13 protein-coding genes are annotated in these 17,028 nt (G+C 60.8%); 11 read left to right on the top strand and 2 right to left on the bottom strand.

The features are described 5' to 3' along the window. Nucleotides 1–82: 82 nt before the first annotated feature. The 5 genes from HKK53_RS23400 (at nucleotide 83) to rarD (ending at nucleotide 5,768) form a co-directional block, all read left to right on the top strand. Nucleotides 83–823, top strand: coding sequence for a ComF family protein (locus tag HKK53_RS23400; RefSeq protein ID WP_169372781.1), 741 nt, complete (start codon nucleotides 83–85; stop codon nucleotides 821–823). Between the two features lie 61 nt (nucleotides 824–884). Continuing rightward, complete coding sequence (locus HKK53_RS23395; protein ID WP_169374285.1) at nucleotides 885–1,649, top strand: TOBE domain-containing protein; 765 nt, start codon at nucleotides 885–887, stop codon at nucleotides 1,647–1,649. Nucleotides 1,650–1,707: 58 nt separating this feature from the next. Next, entirely contained in the window at nucleotides 1,708–3,609 is a 1,902-nt protein-coding gene (locus HKK53_RS23390) for a PhoX family protein (RefSeq protein ID WP_169372780.1), read from the top strand. A gap of 186 nt (nucleotides 3,610–3,795) precedes the next feature. Then, a complete protein-coding gene (locus HKK53_RS23385) occupies nucleotides 3,796–4,770 on the top strand; it encodes a serine/threonine protein kinase (protein WP_054616850.1) in 975 nt (324 codons plus the stop codon). Nucleotides 4,771–4,880: 110 nt separating this feature from the next. Then, nucleotides 4,881–5,768, top strand: coding sequence for an EamA family transporter RarD (gene rarD / locus HKK53_RS23380; protein ID WP_169372779.1), 888 nt, complete (start codon nucleotides 4,881–4,883; stop codon nucleotides 5,766–5,768). Nucleotides 5,769–5,985: 217 nt separating this feature from the next. On the opposite strand, the gene HKK53_RS23375 is transcribed toward rarD, so the two are convergent. After that, nucleotides 5,986–6,504: a glycine cleavage system protein R gene (locus tag HKK53_RS23375; protein ID WP_123410579.1), complete on the bottom strand. Its 519-nt coding sequence runs from the start codon at nucleotides 6,502–6,504 to the stop codon at nucleotides 5,986–5,988. A 539-nt stretch (nucleotides 6,505–7,043) separates the two neighbouring features. Here HKK53_RS23375 and HKK53_RS23370 point away from each other — a divergent pair. Beyond that, nucleotides 7,044–9,221, top strand: a complete 2,178-nt coding sequence (locus tag HKK53_RS23370) for a malate synthase G (protein ID WP_169372778.1) — start codon at nucleotides 7,044–7,046, stop codon at nucleotides 9,219–9,221. Nucleotides 9,222–9,317: 96 nt separating this feature from the next. Here HKK53_RS23370 and HKK53_RS23365 read toward each other — a convergent pair whose 3' ends face one another. Continuing rightward, nucleotides 9,318–9,764 carry a response regulator gene (locus HKK53_RS23365; RefSeq protein WP_169372777.1) on the bottom strand — a complete coding sequence of 149 codons (447 nt, stop codon included), beginning with the start codon at nucleotides 9,762–9,764 and terminating at the stop codon, nucleotides 9,318–9,320. A 259-nt stretch (nucleotides 9,765–10,023) separates the two neighbouring features. Between HKK53_RS23365 and HKK53_RS23360 the strand changes: the two genes are divergently transcribed. The 5 genes from HKK53_RS23360 to HKK53_RS23340 all read left to right on the top strand — a co-directional run bounded on the left by HKK53_RS23360 (nucleotide 10,024) and on the right by HKK53_RS23340 (nucleotide 16,958). Continuing rightward, nucleotides 10,024–11,958 (top strand): DUF294 nucleotidyltransferase-like domain-containing protein, encoded by a 1,935-nt coding sequence (locus tag HKK53_RS23360; protein WP_169372776.1) that lies wholly within the window; start codon nucleotides 10,024–10,026, stop codon nucleotides 11,956–11,958. Then, a complete protein-coding gene (locus HKK53_RS23355; RefSeq protein ID WP_169372775.1) occupies nucleotides 11,955–12,662 on the top strand; it encodes a 3'-5' exonuclease in 708 nt (235 codons plus the stop codon). Before HKK53_RS23360 ends, HKK53_RS23355 begins: the two co-directional genes overlap by 4 nt. Nucleotides 12,663–12,820: 158 nt before the next feature. Next, nucleotides 12,821–13,339 carry an RNA polymerase sigma factor gene (locus HKK53_RS23350; RefSeq protein WP_169372774.1) on the top strand — a complete coding sequence of 173 codons (519 nt, stop codon included), beginning with the start codon at nucleotides 12,821–12,823 and terminating at the stop codon, nucleotides 13,337–13,339. Next, nucleotides 13,336–14,307 (top strand): FecR domain-containing protein, encoded by a 972-nt coding sequence (locus HKK53_RS23345; protein ID WP_169372773.1) that lies wholly within the window; start codon nucleotides 13,336–13,338, stop codon nucleotides 14,305–14,307. The genes HKK53_RS23350 and HKK53_RS23345 overlap by 4 nt, the downstream gene beginning before the upstream one ends. Before the next feature lie 221 nt (nucleotides 14,308–14,528). Continuing rightward, entirely contained in the window at nucleotides 14,529–16,958 is a 2,430-nt protein-coding gene (locus HKK53_RS23340; protein ID WP_169372772.1) for a TonB-dependent siderophore receptor, read from the top strand. Nucleotides 16,959–17,028: the final 70 nt, after the last annotated feature.

The raw sequence follows: 17,028 nt of genomic DNA, 5'->3' as shown, positions 1-17,028 counted from the left end.
TTGTTTTATGCTTGGCAAGCGGCTGGGGGAATGGAATACCCACAGGCGCGACACGGATGTTCGGCATATTTAAGGAAGAGCGATGCGCTGTCAACCACGATACGAAGGACCGGTTTACATCTGGTTAAAAAACAAACAATCCTGTTTGCTCTGTTCGGAACCTGCCGAAGACACTTCACCCATCTGCACAGCCTGCGAAACCGAGTTGCCCTGGCTGGGCGATCACTGCCAGACCTGCGCGCTGCCCTTGCCGGCGTCCGGCCTGACGTGCGGCCAATGCCTGCAACAGCCGCCGGCCTTCGAGCGAGTGGCGACGCCCTGGACCTACAGCTTTCCGCTGGACACGTTGATCACCCGCTTCAAACACAACGCGAAGTGGCCGTTTGGCCGCTTGCTCGGCGAACTTCTTGCCCAGTTCCTGCAACATCGCTTCGATGAAGATCTGGAGCGACCCGATGCGCTGGTCCCGGTGCCGCTGGCTACCAAGCGTCTGCGCCAACGCGGCTTCAACCAGGCGGCGATGCTCGCGCGGTGGCTCAGTGAAAGCCTGACTATTCCTTGTGATGAAACGCTGTTGCTGCGGATTCAGGACACCAGCGCCCAACAGGATTTGAATGCCCAAGCGCGCAAACTCAACCTGCGTAACGCCTTCGCCCTGGCGCCCGGCGCATCGGTTGCGGGCCGGCATCTGGCGCTGATCGATGACGTACTGACCACCGGCGCCACCGCGCAAACCCTGGCTCGTTTACTGATGGACGCCGGTGCCGCCCGGGTCGATGTCTATTGCCTGGCGCGCACACCCAAACCCGGTGAGGTGAGCTGACTTGACTCCCGAACGCCAAGCCGCCAACGTCCTCCCATCGCCACCGCCCAAAGCACTCGCCATGTCCTTGCCTACGTTGTTGTCCCAGCACATTGTCCGTCGCCCGCAGCGCATTGCCTTGCTGCAACACATTGCCGAACAAGGCTCGATCACCCGCGCCGCGAAAAGCGCCGGCCTGAGTTACAAAGCGGCGTGGGACGCCATCGATGAGCTGAACAACCTCGCGCAAAAACCGTTGGTGGAACGCAGTGTCGGCGGCAAGGGTGGCGGTGGCGCGAAGTTGTCCGAAGAGGGTCAGCGGGTCCTGCGTCTGTATCAAAAGCTGCAAGTGTTGCAGGCCCAGGTGCTGGAAGCGGCCGAAGACGCCAGCGACCTCGACCTGCTCGGTCGCTTGATGCTGCGCACCAGTGCGCGCAACCAACTGCACGGCAAAGTCGTGGCGATCGACTCCCAGGGGCGCAATGACCGCATTCGCCTGGAGCTGGCCGAAGGCTTGAACATCGACGCGCAGATCACCCACGACAGCACGCTGCGCCTGGAGCTGCAAACCGGCACCGAAGTCGTCGCCCTGATCAAGGCCGGATGGCTGGAATTGCTGGCCATCGAGCAAACCGCAACACCTGGCAACAATTGCCTGAACGGCATTATCGAAGAAATCCTCAATGCCGAGGACGGTCCCAGCGAAGTGCGCATCGGCCTGCCCAATGGCCAGACACTCTGCGCCCTGGCCGAGCCACTGCACTTAAGAAACACCGGCCTGGGCATCGACCAACCGGTGCTGGTGCAGTTCTCGCCGTCCAACGTCCTGCTCGGTACACCGCTCTGAAACAAAACCTTCATTAACGCTCATTAAGGTGACTGCAAAAACCCGCAGGGAGCCTGATGTGAGCCTATTAGAAGAAAACCAACCCACCGACCTGGAAAACATGGTCGGCCTCAGCCGTCGTGGTTTCATCAGCGCCGGCGCCCTCTGCGGTGCGGCGATGTTCCTCGGTGGCAACCTGCTGAGCCGCAGCGTGCTGGCCGCCAGTGTCAGCGCCGGCTCCAGCAAACTGTTGGGCTTCGACAGCATCGCCGCCGCGACCAGCGATGCGATCACCCTGCCGCCGGGTTACAAATCCTCGGTGTTGATCAGTTGGGGCCAGCCCCTGCAAAAGAACGGTCCGGCCTTCGACCCCAGCGGCAACGGCAGCGCCGAGCATCAGGAAGTCCAGTTCGGCGACAACAACGACGGCATGAGCCTGTTTGAGTTTCCCGGTGAAAAAGACCGGGCGCTGATGGCGATCAACAACGAATACACCAACTACCGCTACCTCTACCCCCACGGCGGCATGCCGCAGTCCGCCGAAGAAGTGCGCAAGGCCCTGGCTTGTGAAGGCGTGTCGGTGATCGAAGTGCAGCGCAAGAACGGCCAGTGGCAATTTGTTCAAGGCTCGCGCTACAATCGGCGCATCCACGGCAACGCGCCGATCAACCTGAGCGGCCCGGCCGCCGGTCACGAATTGCTCAAGACCAACGCCGACAAGCACGGCAAGAACGTCCTCGGCACGTTCCAGAACTGCGCCAACGGCAAGACGCCGTGGGGCACCTACCTGACTTGCGAAGAAAACTTCACCGATTGCTTCGGCAGCAGCAACGCCGAGCAGAAATTCGATGCCGCGCAAAAACGCTACGGCGCCGTAGCGGCCAGCAAGGACATCAACTGGCACCAGCACGATCCACGTTTCGATCTGGCGAAAAATCCCAACGAGCTCAACCGTCACGGCTGGGTGGTGGAGATCGACCCGTTCGACCCGCAATCGACCCCGATCAAACGCACCGCCCTGGGCCGTTTCAAGCATGAAAACGCGGCCCTGGCCGAAACCAGCGACGGTCGCGCCGTGGTCTACATGGGCGATGATGAGCGCGGCGAGTTCATCTATAAATTTGTCAGCCGCGACAAGATCAATCACAAAAACCCCAAGGCAAACCGCGACCTGCTGGACCACGGCACTTTATACGTCGCGCGCTTCGACGCCGGTGACGGTAATGCTGATCATCCGAAAGGCCAGGGCCAGTGGATCGAGCTGACCCACGGCAAAAACGGCATCGACGCCAGCAGCGGCTTTGCCGATCAGGCCGAGGTGCTGATTCACGCACGGCTCGCCGCCAGTGTGGTCAACGCCACGCGCATGGACCGTCCGGAATGGATCGTCGTCAGCCCCAAGGATGGCCAGGTTTATTGCACCTTGACCAACAACGCCAAGCGCGGCGAAGACGGGCAACCGGTCGGCGGGCCGAATCCTCGGGAGAAAAACGTTTACGGACAGATCCTGCGCTGGCGCACCGACCGTGATGATCACGGTTCGAAAAGTTTTGCCTGGGATTTGTTTGTGGTCGCCGGTAATCCGGGCGTGCATGCCGGTACACCGAAGGGTGGTTCGTCGAACATCACCCCGCAGAACATGTTCAATAGCCCGGACGGCTTGGGGTTCGACAAGGCCGGGCGCTTGTGGATTCTCACCGATGGCGATTCGAGCAATGCCGGGGACTTTGCCGGCATGGGCAATAACCAGATGCTCTGCGCCGACCCGGTGACCGGGGAAATCCGTCGGTTCATGGTCGGACCGATTGGTTGCGAGGTAACGGGGATCAGTTTTTCGCCGGATCAGAAGACGTTGTTTGTCGGGATTCAGCATCCTGGGGAGAACGGCGGGTCAACGTTCCCAGAGCATTTGCCCAACGGCAAGCCACGGTCTTCGGTGATGGCCATTTCTCGGGAAGATGGCGGGGTCGTCGGCGCCTGATCGGGCCTGATCGTTCCCACGCTCCGCGTGGGAATGCAGCCAGGGACGCTCCGCGTCCCAGAAACGGACGCGAAGCGTCCGGTGAGGCATTCCCACGCAGAGCGTGGGAACGATCCCCCTAAACACACCCCGTCTGCGCTACCATGCTTGGCCGGACGCGGCAGCCTGCTGCGCGCAGGAGTCAGCATGGCCCACCCGTTTGCAACCCTCACCCCAGACCTCGTGCTTGATGCCGTCGAAAGCATCGGCTTTCTCAGTGATGCGCGCATCCTCGCGCTCAACAGCTACGAAAACCGCGTCTATCAAGTCGGCATCGAAGACTCCGAGCCGCTGATCGCCAAGTTCTACCGCCCGCAGCGCTGGACCAACGAAGCCATTCTCGAAGAACACCAGTTCACCTTCGAACTCGCTGAATGCGATGTGCCGGTGGTCGCGCCGATGATTCATAACGGCGCCAGCCTGCACGAACACGCCGGGTTCCGCTTCACCCTGTTCCCCCGCCGTGGTGGCCGCGCGCCGGAGCCAGGCAATCTGGATCAGCTGTATCGCCTGGGCCAATTGCTCGGGCGCCTGCATGCCGTCGGCGCGACCAAGCCGTTCGAGCATCGTGAAGCGCTGGGCGTGAAAAATTTCGGCCACGATTCGCTGAACACCTTGCTCGAAGGCAATTTCGTCCCGAAAAGCCTGCTGCCGGCCTACGAGTCCGTGGCCCGCGATCTGCTCAAGCGCGTCGAAGAGGTCTACAAGGCGACGCCGCACCAGAACATCCGCATGCACGGTGATTGCCACCCCGGCAACATGATGTGCCGCGACGAGATGTTCCACATCGTCGACCTCGACGACTGCCGCATGGGCCCGGCGGTGCAAGACATCTGGATGATGCTCGCCGGGGATCGTCAGGAATGTCTTGGCCAGTTGTCGGAATTGATGGACGGCTACAACGAGTTTCATGACTTCGACCCACGGGAACTGGCGCTTATCGAACCGTTGCGCGCCTTGCGCCTGATGCACTACAGCGCCTGGCTGGCCCGCCGTTGGGATGACCCGGCGTTTCCCCACAGCTTTCCGTGGTTTGGTAGCGAGCGGTATTGGGGCGATCAGGTGTTGGCGTTGCGTGAGCAGTTGTCGGCACTCAACGAAGAACCGCTGAAGCTCTTCTAACACCCCCCACCTGTAGGAGCGAGGCTTGCCCGCTCCTACAGGGATCAGCACATCGCGACAAATCTCCTTACAATCCCCCCCTTTGTTAGCTGCCTAAGCAAGGACTCTGCATGCAAGCCGCCAACCCGCGTCGCGGGTACATCCTGGGCCTGAGTGCCTACATCATCTGGGGACTTTTCCCGCTCTACTTCAAAGCCATCGCCTCGGTGCCGGCGGTAGAAATCATCATCCACCGGGTGCTCTGGTCCGCGCTGTTCGGTGGCTTGTTGCTGATGGTCTGGAAGCATCCGGGCTGGTGGCGCGAGTTGCGCGACAACCCCAAACGCCTGGCGATCCTGGCCTTGAGCGGCACGCTGATCGCGGCCAACTGGCTGACCTACGTGTGGTCGGTGAACAACGGGCGCATGCTCGAAGCCAGCCTCGGTTACTACATCAATCCACTGGTGAACGTGCTGCTGGGGATGTTGATCCTCGGCGAACGGCTGCGGCGCATGCAATGGCTGGCGGTGGCGCTGGCCGCGATTGGTGTGGCGCAACAGGTGTGGCAGGTCGGCAGTTTGCCCTGGGTGTCGCTGGTGCTGGCGCTGACTTTCGGCTTCTACGGACTGATCCGCAAACAGGCGCCGGTCAAGGCGTTGCCGGGGCTGGTGGTGGAAACCTGGATGCTGGTGCCGATTGCCGTCGCCTGGCTGTTGTTCAACCCGTCGGCGGCCAGTGCGCAACCGGCGTTCTGGACCACCTCCGAAGCCTGGTGGCTGGTGGCGGCCGGCCCGGTGACGCTGGTGCCGCTGGTATGTTTCAACGCCGCCGCGCGGCATTTGCCCTACACCACTTTGGGATTTCTCCAATACCTGGCGCCGACGCTGGTCTTGCTGCAAGCCGTTCTGCTGTTTGATGAACACCTGTCGTCCAGCACGTTGGTGGCGTTCATGTTTATCTGGGCCGGCCTGGCGATTTACAGCGTTGATGCGGTGATCAGCATGCGCCGGCGCAACTGATCAAAAAACGTACAATTCTCTACAGGCCACGTTCTTCGTGGCCTGCATCAATCCTTCCCAAGGTTATCCACAGCGTGATCCCCGCTGTTTGTGCGCAACTTGTTGAAACTGCTGGTTTTTTGATCAGATCCTGAAGATCCCCGGCCGGCGTGGCCTGGCGGGGTGTCTCTACAGGTTATCCACAGGCAGGTGCACGTATAACTTGGATAACCCTGTGTCAGGGTTCGCTGCGCAGCACCAATTCAACCATCAAGTCGTCGGCCAGGGTTTCCAGGCGCGATTGCAGGACGTCCAGCGACAAGGTCAGCGGCACCGCGAGAATAGCTTCGGCGTGGAACAGCGGCTCGCTGCTCATCGGTGCCGGACGTACTTCGGTGACCAGCCGTTCCAGGTTCACCCCCTGCTCGCTCAACAACCGCGTGATGTCGCGCACGATCCCCGGCCGGTCATTGCCCACCAGTTCCATGGCGATCGGCTTCCAGGTGCAGGATTGCTCGATGCCGCTTTCCGCGATCAACACGCGAATGCCATGGGCGGACAACGCCTGTAGGGCATCGACCAGTTCGTCGTAGGCTTCGGCCGGCACGCCCACCCGAAGAATCCCGGCGAACTGCCCGGCCATGCGCGACATGCGGCTTTCCAGCCAGTTGCCGCCGTGCTCGGCAATGCATTGGGCAATGCGCTCGACCTGCCCTGCCTTGTCCGGCGCAAATACGGTGAGTACGAGGTGGTCCATGGCGCAGCCCTCTTTTGTTATAGAAAAAGAAGTATAGGCACGGGTTGTTGCGGCGTTGAATCGGCCGACGCCTTCGCGGGCAAGCCCCGCCCCTACAAGGATCGCGCAAAACCTGTAGGAGCGAGGCTTGCCCGCGAATGAAGCACCGCCAATGTCACCGACAAAAAACAAATCGTGTACAAGTTTTTATATTTAACTGGAACAATCCAATACTTTTTTGAGAACATCCCGTTCCCCGACATGACTGCAATGCGTCATGGGGTCGCAGAACGACGTAATTAGTCTAATTTTTACAAGCGCAATTCATCATGTAGTATGCCGCAGCGCGCACTACATAACGTTGGATCGATGTTTGCCACCGGCACACTCGCAACCCTGAAAGCCCCGTCAGCAAGGCCTCCAAGCCGTTGATTGGACCGAACCCAGCCGCCCGCAAGGGCATGTACTGGCGCACGGGTTTGTGGTTTAAATGGCCAGAGGCTTCATTGTCAAAATTGAAGAGCTGAAAAGCGAAATAGCTGAGCAGAGTGAGGCAAGCAATGACTGAACACGTTCAAGTCGGTGGCCTGCAGGTCGCCAAAGTCCTGTTCGACTTCGTGAACAACGAAGCCATTCCCGGTACCGGCCTCACCGCCGATAAGTTCTGGGCCGGTGCCGACAAGGTCATTCATGACCTAGCGCCGAAGAACAAAGCCCTACTCGCCAAACGCGATGATTTCCAGGCGCGTGTCGACGGCTGGCATCAAGCCCGCGCCGGTCAACCACACGACGCCGTGGCCTACAAAGCCTTCTTGCAAGACATCGGTTATCTGCTGCCAGAAGCGGCCGATTTCCAGGCAACGACGCAAAACGTCGATGACGAAATCGCCCGCATGGCCGGCCCGCAACTCGTGGTGCCGGTGATGAATGCGCGTTTTGCGCTCAACGCCTCGAACGCCCGTTGGGGTTCGCTGTACGACGCGCTCTACGGCACCGACGCCATCAGCGAAGCGGACGGCGCGGAAAAAGGCAAAGGCTACAACAAGGTCCGCGGCGACAAGGTCATCGCCTTCGCTCGTGCCTTCCTCGACGAAGCGGCGCCCTTGGCGGCCGGCACTCATGTCGATTCCACTGGCTACAAGATCGTTGACGGCAAACTGGTGGTGGCCCTTAAAGGTGGCAGCAACACCGGCCTGCGTAACGACGCCCAGTTGATCGGTTTCCACGGCGATGCCTCGGCACCGACCGCGATCCTGCTGAAGAACAACGGCCTGCACTTCGAAATCCAGGTCGACGCCAGCACCCCGGTCGGCCAGACCGACGCCGCCGGCGTCAAAGACATCCTGATGGAAGCCGCGCTGACCACCATCATGGACTGCGAAGACTCCGTCGCCGCCGTCGATGCCGATGACAAAGTGGTGATCTACCGCAACTGGCTTGGCCTGATGAAGGGTGATCTGTCGGAAGAAGTCTCCAAGGGCGGTCAGACCTTTACCCGCACCATGAACGCCGACCGCACCTACACCGGCGTCGATGGCAAGGAATTGAGCCTGCACGGTCGCTCGCTGTTGTTCGTGCGTAACGTTGGCCACTTGATGACCATCGACGCGATCCTCGACAAGGATGGCAACGAAGTGCCGGAAGGCATCCTCGACGGTCTGGTGACGTGCCTCGCCGCGATCCACAGCCTCAACGGCCACAACTCGCGCAAGAACAGCCGTACCGGCTCGGTCTATATCGTGAAGCCGAAGATGCACGGCCCGGAAGAAGCCGCGTTCACCAACGAGCTGTTCGGGCGCATCGAAGACGTGCTCAACCTGCCGCGCAACACGCTGAAAGTCGGGATCATGGACGAGGAGCGCCGTACCACGGTCAACCTCAAGGCCTGCATCAAGGCCGCCAGCGAGCGCGTGGTGTTCATCAACACCGGTTTCCTCGACCGCACGGGCGATGAAATCCACACCTCCATGGAAGCCGGCCCGATGGTGCGCAAGGCTGACATGAAGGCTGAGAAGTGGATCGGCGCCTACGAGAACTGGAACGTCGACATCGGCTTGAGCACCGGCCTGCAAGGTCGCGCGCAAATCGGTAAAGGCATGTGGGCCATGCCCGACTTGATGGCGGCGATGCTCGAACAGAAAATCGCTCACCCACTGGCCGGCGCCAACACCGCTTGGGTGCCTTCGCCGACCGCCGCTGCACTGCATGCGCTGCATTACCACAAGGTTGACGTGTTCGCCCGTCAGGCCGAACTGGCCAAACGTGCCCGCGCTTCGGTGGACGACATCCTGACCATCCCGCTGGCGGTCAAACCTGACTGGACTGCGGAACAGATCAAGAACGAACTGGACAACAACGCCCAGGGCATTCTTGGCTACGTGGTGCGCTGGATCGACCAGGGCGTGGGTTGTTCGAAAGTGCCGGACATCAATGACATCGGCCTGATGGAAGACCGTGCGACGCTGCGTATTTCCAGCCAGCACATCGCCAACTGGCTGCGTCACGGCATCGTCACCGAAGAGCAAGTGCTGGAAAGCCTCAAGCGCATGGCGCCGGTGGTTGACCGTCAGAACGCCAACGACGCGCTGTACCGTCCGCTGGCACCCAACTTCGACAGCAACATCGCTTTCCAGGCGGCGGTCGAACTGGTGATCGAAGGCACGAAGCAGCCGAACGGTTATACCGAGCCGGTGCTGCACCGTCGTCGTCGCGAGTTCAAGGCTGCCAATGGCCTGTAACTGAGCGCTGATGCCGGACATGAAAAAGCCCTGATCTTTCGATCAGGGCTTTTTTGTTTCAGATCGTTCCCACGCGGAGCGTGGGAACGATCGCGGTCAGGGCTCCATCCCCAACTCATGCTTGACCAACGCCAGCAACTTGCCGGTATCAATCGGCTTGAGCAGGAAATCCACCACGCTCAAATGCATCGCAGCAATCGCATCCTTCACGTCGGCATCGCCGGACACGATGATGATTGGCATCGCCGCCCGGACCGACTCACGCACTTGGCGGATCAAGTCCAGGCCGTCCACATGTCCCATCCGCAGATCGGTAATCACCAGGCCAATCGCGGGCTTCTCGTCCAGCATCTTGAGTGCGGTCTCACCACTGGCAGCGGTCATGCAACGAATGCCGTCCAGCGCAAGAATCTCCGATAGCAGCTCCCTGGCGTCCTTATCGTCGTCGACGATCAACACCCGCTGCGGCGGCAGATCAGGTTCCAGCATGATCGCACTGAGCGCCTCGCGCTCGGCGTCACTCAAAATATCGTGGTCGGACATGGCTTTCTCTACGTTTTCAAATCAATCCCCTAGCACAGTGGTCAGACATCGCTAAGCAGAGCTTCAATGTGCACTTCGTCGGATATTTTGCCTAGAGTAAAAGTGAGACGTTTTCCCACTATCTGTGTAGGGCATATCCGAAATATAGCCAAATGCACCGCCGACCTAGACTTACGTCCAATGGGCACTCTGTGCGCAGGGGCCGACCATGGCTGAACGATCCGACAACAACAATTCAAAAAAGACTGCGGTAATAGTTATGAGTAAAGCGGATGCCTTCACCCAGGCAGGGAAAACCGCGGTATTGCAGAACATCCAGGGCACTTTGCAATTCCTCCAGCGCTTCCCGCCCTTCAATCAGATGGAGCACGCCCACCTGGCCTATCTGGTGGAGCAATGCCAGCTGCGTTTTTATGCTCCCGGCGACAGCATTATCAAACCCGCTGACGGCCCGGTTGAGCATTTCTACATCGTCAAACAAGGCCGGGTGGTGGGCGAGCGTCCGCACACGGCCAAGGGTGGTACCGAAACCACTTTCGAAATCACCACTGGGGAATGCTTCCCCCTTGCCGCGCTGCTGGGTGAACGGGCAACCCGAACTGAGCACTTGGCGGCTGAAGATACGTTCTGCCTGCAACTGAACAAACTGGCCTTCATCAAGCTGTTCGCCCTCTCCAATACGTTCCGCGACTTCGCGCTGCGAGGGGTAAGCAGCCTGCTGGATCAGGTCAACCAGCAGGTCCAGCAAAAAGCCGTGGAAACCCTCGGCACGCAATACTCGCTAAACACCCGGCTAGGCGAACTGGCGATGCGTCACCCCGTGACGTGCAGCCCGACCACGCCCCTGCGCGAAGCCGTGACCCTGATGCACGAGCAGCAGGTCGGCAGCATCGTGATCGTGGACGAGCACAAAGCCCCACTGGGGATTTTCACCCTGCGCGACCTGCGCCATGTGGTGGCGCAAGGCACCAACGATTTCAATGAAGCTATCGAACGGCACATGACCCGCGCGCCGTTTTTCCTGTCGCCGGACCACAGCGCTTTCGACGCGGCGATTGCCATGACCGAACGGCACATCGCTCACGTTTGCCTGGTCAAGGATCAACGCCTGTGCGGCGTGGTGTCCGAGCGCGATCTGTTTTCCCTGCAACGGGTCGATCTGGTGCACCTGGCACGGACCATTCGCAGCGCGCAGAAAGTCGACAACCTGGTGGCGATGCGCGGCGAGATCGGCCAACTGGTCGAGCGCATGCTGGCTCACGGTGCATCCTCGACCCAAATCACGCACATCATCACGTTGCTCAACGACCACACCGTGTGCCGAGTGATCGAGCTGACCCTCGCCGAAAAGGGCGACCCCGGCATTCCATTCAGTTGGCTGTGTTTCGGCAGCGAAGGCCGCCGCGAGCAGACGCTGCACACCGACCAGGACAACGGCATTCTGTTCGAAGCCCGCGACGCGGCGCATGCCGCCGAGATTCGCGGCAAGCTGCTGCCCATCGCCCAACAGATCAACCACAGCCTGGCGCTCTGCGGCTTCACCCTGTGCAAGGGCAACATCATGGCCGGCAACCCCGAGCTGTGTTTGTCCCGGGCCGAATGGGCGCGGCGCTTTGCAGCGTTTATCCGCGAGGCGACGCCGGAGAACCTGCTGGGTTCGAGCATCTATTTCGACCTGCGAGTGGTCTGGGGCGACGAGCAAGGCTGCGAACAACTGCGTCGAGGCATTCTCGATCAAGTGGCGGATAACCGTTTGTTCCAGCGGATGATGGCCGAGAACGCGTTGCGCAATCGTCCGCCCGTAGGACGTTTCCGCGAGTTCGTGCTGGCGCGCAAGAATGGCGAGAAAGCCACGCTGGACCTGAAAGTCCAGGGGCTCACGCCCTTTGTCGACGGCGCCCGCTTGCTGGCCCTGGCCAATGGCATCGAAGCCAACAACACCCAGGAGCGCTTCCGGCAATTGGTAGAAAAAGAAATCATCGATCGGCTGGACGGTGCGGCATACGAAGAGGCCTATCACTTCATCCAGCAAACCCGCATGCAGCAACATCAGCTACAGACCCGGGAGAACTTGCCCTACTCCAACCGCGTCGATCCCGACAGCCTCAATCATCTGGACCGGCGCATCCTGCGTGAATCCCTGCGCCAGGCCCAACGCCTGCAAAGCAGCCTGACTCTGCGGTATCAGCTATGAGCCTGTTTTCGTGGCTGCGCCCTGCTACCCCGCTGCTGGCCGAGGACCTGCAACTACGCCGGCAACGCTTGCCGCTTGGCGCCGAGCTGCGCGAATGCAGTTTGCGTGAACAGCGCTGGGTGGTGCTGGACCTGGAAACCACCGGACTGAACCTGAACAAGGATCGGGTGCTGTCCATCGGCGCAGTGGTGATCGAGGATGGCGCGATCGATTTCAGCCAGCAATTTGAACGCACGCTGCAATGCGTCGATATGAAGCTGGCGCCGAGCATGTTGATTCATGGCCTGGGGCCTAGCGCGATTGCGGCCGGCAGCGACCCGGCCGAGGCGCTGCTGGAGTTCATGGAATTTTTGGGCGACAGTCCGGTGCTGGCGTTTCATGCGCCGTTCGATCAGCACATGCTTGGGCGGGCGCTGAAAGATCATCTGGGCTACAAGTTGCAGCATCCGTTTCTAGACGTGGCGGACATCGCGCCGCTGCTCTGTCCGCAGGCGAATATCCGCGAGGCCGGACTGGATGAGTGGATCGACTGGTTCAAGCTCGAAGTCTTCGAACGGCATAACGCCAGTGCCGATGCGTTGGCCACGGCGGAGTTGGCGTTGATTTTGTTCAGCCGGGCGCGGCAGCAGCAGATTCATAGTCCGTTGAATCTCCAGCAGCGGATCAGCCAGTGGAAACGACGGCAGCGGGCGCCTTCGTTCTGAATCGGCGGCATCTGTTCTGGCGCCTTCGTGGGCAAGCCTCACTCCTACGGGTTCCCTCGCTGCGGTCTCCCGACCAACGCCAATTGCTTCCCTCCTCCGCTCCTGCCACAATCGCGAACAATTCTCGTTAGTTAACACTTCCCAATCGGTGATGCTACGTGTCGTCAGTCCAAGGCCCCCACAGCGAGCTCGTTGGTGCGTTATATCGCGACCATCGCGGTTGGCTATTGGCCTGGCTGCGACGCAACGTGGCCTGCCCGCAACGGGCCGAAGACCTGAGCCAGGACACCTTTGTCCGCCTGCTCGGCCGGGATGAACTCAATGAACCGCGCGAACCCCGGGCGTTCCTGGTGGCGATCGCCAAGGGCCTGCTGTTCGATTATTTCCGCCGCGCCGCGCTGGAACAGGCCTACCTCACCGAACTGATGCTGATCCCCGTAGGCGAACAACCGTCGGTGGAAGAGCAGCAAATGATCCTCGAAGACCTCAAGGCCATCGACCGCCTGCTCGGCAAACTGTCGAGCAAGGCCCGGGCGGCTTTCCTCTATAACCGCCTCGATGGCCTGAGCCACGCCGACATCGCCGAGAAACTCGGCGTCTCGGTGCCGCGGGTGCGCCAGTATCTGGCCCAAGGCATTCGCCAGTGCTACATCGCGCTGTACGGGGAGCCGGTATGAACCCAGTCAGTTCCAAACCCGTGTCGGCCCAAGTGCTGGATGCCGCGATTGCCTGGCAGTTGTCCCTGGATTCCGGCAGCCCGATCGAGCGCGAAGAGTTCGCCAAATGGCACGCCGCCCACGAAGAACACGCCCGCGCCTGGCGCCAATTGGGCATGCTCGACCAGCGTTTCAGCGTCGCCAGCGGCCCGGCCCGCACGGCGTTGCTGCAATCGCGCGAAGGTATTCGGCGGCGCGTGCGCAAGCTCGGCAGCGGCTTGGCCAGCGTTGTCGCGGTGATCGGTTTGGCGCTGTTCGCCGGTGATCGTTACTTGCCCCTCGACTATTGGCTGGCCGACCAACGCACTGCCACCGGCGAGCAACGCACCCTGCGCCTGGCCGACGGCACCGTGATCAACCTCAACACCCACAGTGCGGTGGATGTGCGCTTCGATGAGAAGCAGCGGCGGATCATTCTTCAGGAAGGCGAAATCCTCGTCGAAACCGGCCATGGCGATTCCCGGCCGTTTATCGTCGAAACCCGCGAAGGCAGCATGCGTGCCTTGGGCACGCGGTTCCTGGTCAAGCGCGAAGAGGAAGGCACGCGCCTGAGCGTTTTGAAGTCGGCAGTGGCGGCCCATCCCGAGTCGAGCCCCGAAGAACAGATTTTGCGCGAAGGCCAGCAAGTGTTGATGCGCAGTAATGGCCTGGGCCCGATCGCCGCGCTCAACCTCGGCGCCGATGCCTGGACCCGCGGCATGCTGGTCGTCGACAACGCGCGCCTGGAAGACCTGGTGCATGAACTCGGTCGCTACCGCCGCGGGCATCTGGGCGTGGCGCCGGAGATTGCCGACCTGCGCATCACCGGCAGCTTCCCGTTGCACGACACCGACAAGGCCTTGAGCGCGCTGCTGCCGACACTTCCGGTGCAAATTGAACAGCACACGGCGTGGTGGGTGACGGTGGCGAAGGCTGACGTTAAACCCTGAAGTCACTGATCGTTCCCACGCTCTGCGTGGGAATGCCTCACTGGACGCTCCGCGTCCGCTTCGGCATGTGACGCGGAGCCGTCACGGGCTGCATTCCCACACGGAGCGCGGGAACGATCATCTGTTACTGAATCGAAATTATTTTCATCCAGCCCTATCACTTTTGCAGTCTCGTTCGGCACCTAGGCAATTGAGAAATATTTCCATTCAGGAGCCGCTGTATGTCCCGTTCGCTCGACACCTTGTTGCGCCCCAGTTTGCTGGCGGCCGCCATTGCCCTTTGTGCCCCCCTGGCCAGCAGCCAACTGATCGCCGCTGAACAGGCGTCCAGCGTTCGCGCCTACAACCTGCCGGCCGCGCCATTGGCCAGCACCCTGAACCAGATCGCCAGCCAGGCCGGCCTGGCGTTGTCGCTGAATCCATCGTTGGCAGCGGGCAAGACCTCGGCGCCGGTCAAAGGCCAGTTCGACGCGACCGCCGCCCTGCGTGAAGCCTTGCGCGGCACCGGTCTGCAACTGGAACAGAGCAGCACCGGCACCTACAGCCTGGTGGCCGTGCCCGAGGGCGTGATGGCCTTGCCTGAAACTTCCGTTATTGGTGTGGAGAATGCTGAAAGTGCCTGGGGCCCGGCGACCGGCTACCTCGCCACCCGCACCGCCGCTGGCACCAAGACCGACACCGCTCTGGTCGAAGCGCCGCGTTCGATTTCGGTCGCCACCCGCGAGCAAATGGACGACCGCAACGTACAGAACATCGATGATGCCGTGCGCTACATGCCCGGCATTGTCGCCAGCAGCTACGGCAGCGACACGCGTGCCGACTGGCTGCGGGTACGCGGTTTCGAGCCGACCCAATTCCTCGACGGCTTGCCGCTGCCAAATGGGGTGTACGCCAACCCGAAACAGGAAACCTGGAACCTCGATCGCCTGGCCCTGCTGCGTGGCCCAGCCTCGTCCGTGTATGGCCAGACCCCACCGGGCGGCCTGATCGATATGGTCAGTCGTCGCCCCAGCGCCGAAGCCAGCCACGAGATCGAACTGCAATACGGCAGCGATAACCATCGCCAGATCAACTTCGCCAGCACCGGCAAAATCGATGATGAAGGCCAGTTTCTCTATAGCGTCAGCGGCGTCGTACGCGACAGCGGCACGCAGGTCGATCACGTCGATAACAAGCGTTACAACATCGCGCCCAGCCTCACCTGGAACATCGACCCGGACACCAAGTTCACCCTGCTGACGCAATTCACCCGCGACGATACCGGCATCACCAGCCAGTTCCTGCCGGTGCAAGGCACCAAGATCCGTTCGCCGCTTGGCGACATTTCCCATCACAAAAACCTGGGCGACCCGGACTGGGAATACTACGACCGCACCTACTACGCACTGGGCTATGCCTTCGAACATCGCTTGAACGATGTCTGGCAGTTCAAGCAGAACCTGCGCTACACCAAGTCGGACCTGTCCTTCCAGGCCCTGACCCCGGGCGCGTATCCGTTCACCCAGGTCGACGCCGATGGCAATGTGGGTCGTTCGAGCACCAGTACCGACGAAGACATCAGCCAGTTCGCCGTAGACAACAACTTCCAGGGCGATTTCGCAACTGGCGACATTCGCCACACCCTGTTGATCGGCCTCGATCACCAGCGCACCAACACCAACTACACCTCGATCTTCGGCGACGGCCTGACCACCAACGTCAACAACCCGATCTACGGCCAGCCCATCGTGCGTCCAGCCCGCTCGACCGCGTTCTACGACTACGACCAGAAGACTTACCAGACCGGCATCTACGTTCAGGACCAGATGGCCCTCGACCAATGGCGCCTGACACTGGGCGGGCGCGAGGATTGGGTTCACACCGGCACCACGTTCTTCAACAAGGGCGATGCCACTAACACCGAACGGGACAAGAAATTCAGCGGCAACGCGGCGATCAGCTATGTGTTCGACTCGGGTTTCGTGCCCTACCTGTCCTATGCCGAGTCGTTCCAGCCCACCAGCAAAGCCACCGCCTCGCCGACCGAGTCGTTCAAACCGACGGAAGGCAAACAGTGGGAACTGGGCATCAAGTACCAGCCTCCAGGCAGCAGCACCCTGCTGACCGCCGCGGTCTACGACCTGACCCAGAAAAACGTCTCCGTCACCACGACCAACTCGGACAACGTGTCGATCACCAGCCAGACCGGTGAAGTGAAAGTCAAAGGCCTTGAGCTGGAAGCCGTTTCCGACGTGACCGACAACCTGAAAATCATCGCCGCGTACACCTTGGCCAAGTCCGAAGTGCAAAAAGGTAATTTCAAGGGTAATCGCCTGCAACTGATCCCTAACCAGCAAGCCTCGCTGTGGACCGATTACACCTGGCACGCCGGCGTGCTGGATGGCCTCGGCATCGGTGCCGGCGTTCGCTACACCGGCAACACCTACGGCGACCAGGCCAACACCTGGCTGGGCAAGGCGGACGCCTATACGGTGTTCGACGCCTCGGTTCATTATGATCTCGGCCGTTTGGACAATAGCCTCAAAGGTGTATCAGTCGCGGTCAAAGCCACCAACCTGTTCGACAAGGACTACATCTCCACCTGTGACAGTTTCTACTGCTACTACGGCGACCAACGCAGCGTCGTCGCCAGTGCTTCTTACAAGTGGTAATTGCCTGAGCTGATACGCTCCAAGACCCAAGCCGTCCTTCGAGGACGGCTTTGGTATTTCTGAAGGCCAT

This window comes from Pseudomonas sp. ADAK7, from assembly GCF_012935675.1.
In the GTDB taxonomy this organism is placed as follows: domain Bacteria; phylum Pseudomonadota; class Gammaproteobacteria; order Pseudomonadales; family Pseudomonadaceae; genus Aquipseudomonas.
Note: the sequence above shows the minus strand (reverse complement) of the source record. Positions and strands in the feature narration are given on the sequence as shown.

Excerpts from the sequence above, each read along its gene's own strand:
- rarD (WP_169372779.1), top strand. The coding sequence starts at position 4,881 with ATGCAAGCCGCCAACCCGCGTCGCGGGTACATCCTGGGCCTGAGTGCC.
- HKK53_RS23345 (WP_169372773.1), top strand. The coding sequence starts at position 13,336 with ATGAACCCAGTCAGTTCCAAACCCGTGTCGGCCCAAGTGCTGGATGCC.
- HKK53_RS23370 (WP_169372778.1), top strand. The coding sequence starts at position 7,044 with ATGACTGAACACGTTCAAGTCGGTGGCCTGCAGGTCGCCAAAGTCCTG.
- HKK53_RS23340 (WP_169372772.1), top strand. The coding sequence starts at position 14,529 with ATGTCCCGTTCGCTCGACACCTTGTTGCGCCCCAGTTTGCTGGCGGCC.
- HKK53_RS23365 (WP_169372777.1), bottom strand. The coding sequence starts at position 9,764 with ATGTCCGACCACGATATTTTGAGTGACGCCGAGCGCGAGGCGCTCAGT.
- HKK53_RS23375 (WP_123410579.1), bottom strand. The coding sequence starts at position 6,504 with ATGGACCACCTCGTACTCACCGTATTTGCGCCGGACAAGGCAGGGCAG.
- HKK53_RS23385 (WP_054616850.1), top strand. The coding sequence starts at position 3,796 with ATGGCCCACCCGTTTGCAACCCTCACCCCAGACCTCGTGCTTGATGCC.
- HKK53_RS23395 (WP_169374285.1), top strand. The coding sequence starts at position 885 with ATGTCCTTGCCTACGTTGTTGTCCCAGCACATTGTCCGTCGCCCGCAG.
- HKK53_RS23360 (WP_169372776.1), top strand. The coding sequence starts at position 10,024 with ATGAGTAAAGCGGATGCCTTCACCCAGGCAGGGAAAACCGCGGTATTG.
- HKK53_RS23400 (WP_169372781.1), top strand. The coding sequence starts at position 83 with ATGCGCTGTCAACCACGATACGAAGGACCGGTTTACATCTGGTTAAAA.
- HKK53_RS23355 (WP_169372775.1), top strand. The coding sequence starts at position 11,955 with ATGAGCCTGTTTTCGTGGCTGCGCCCTGCTACCCCGCTGCTGGCCGAG.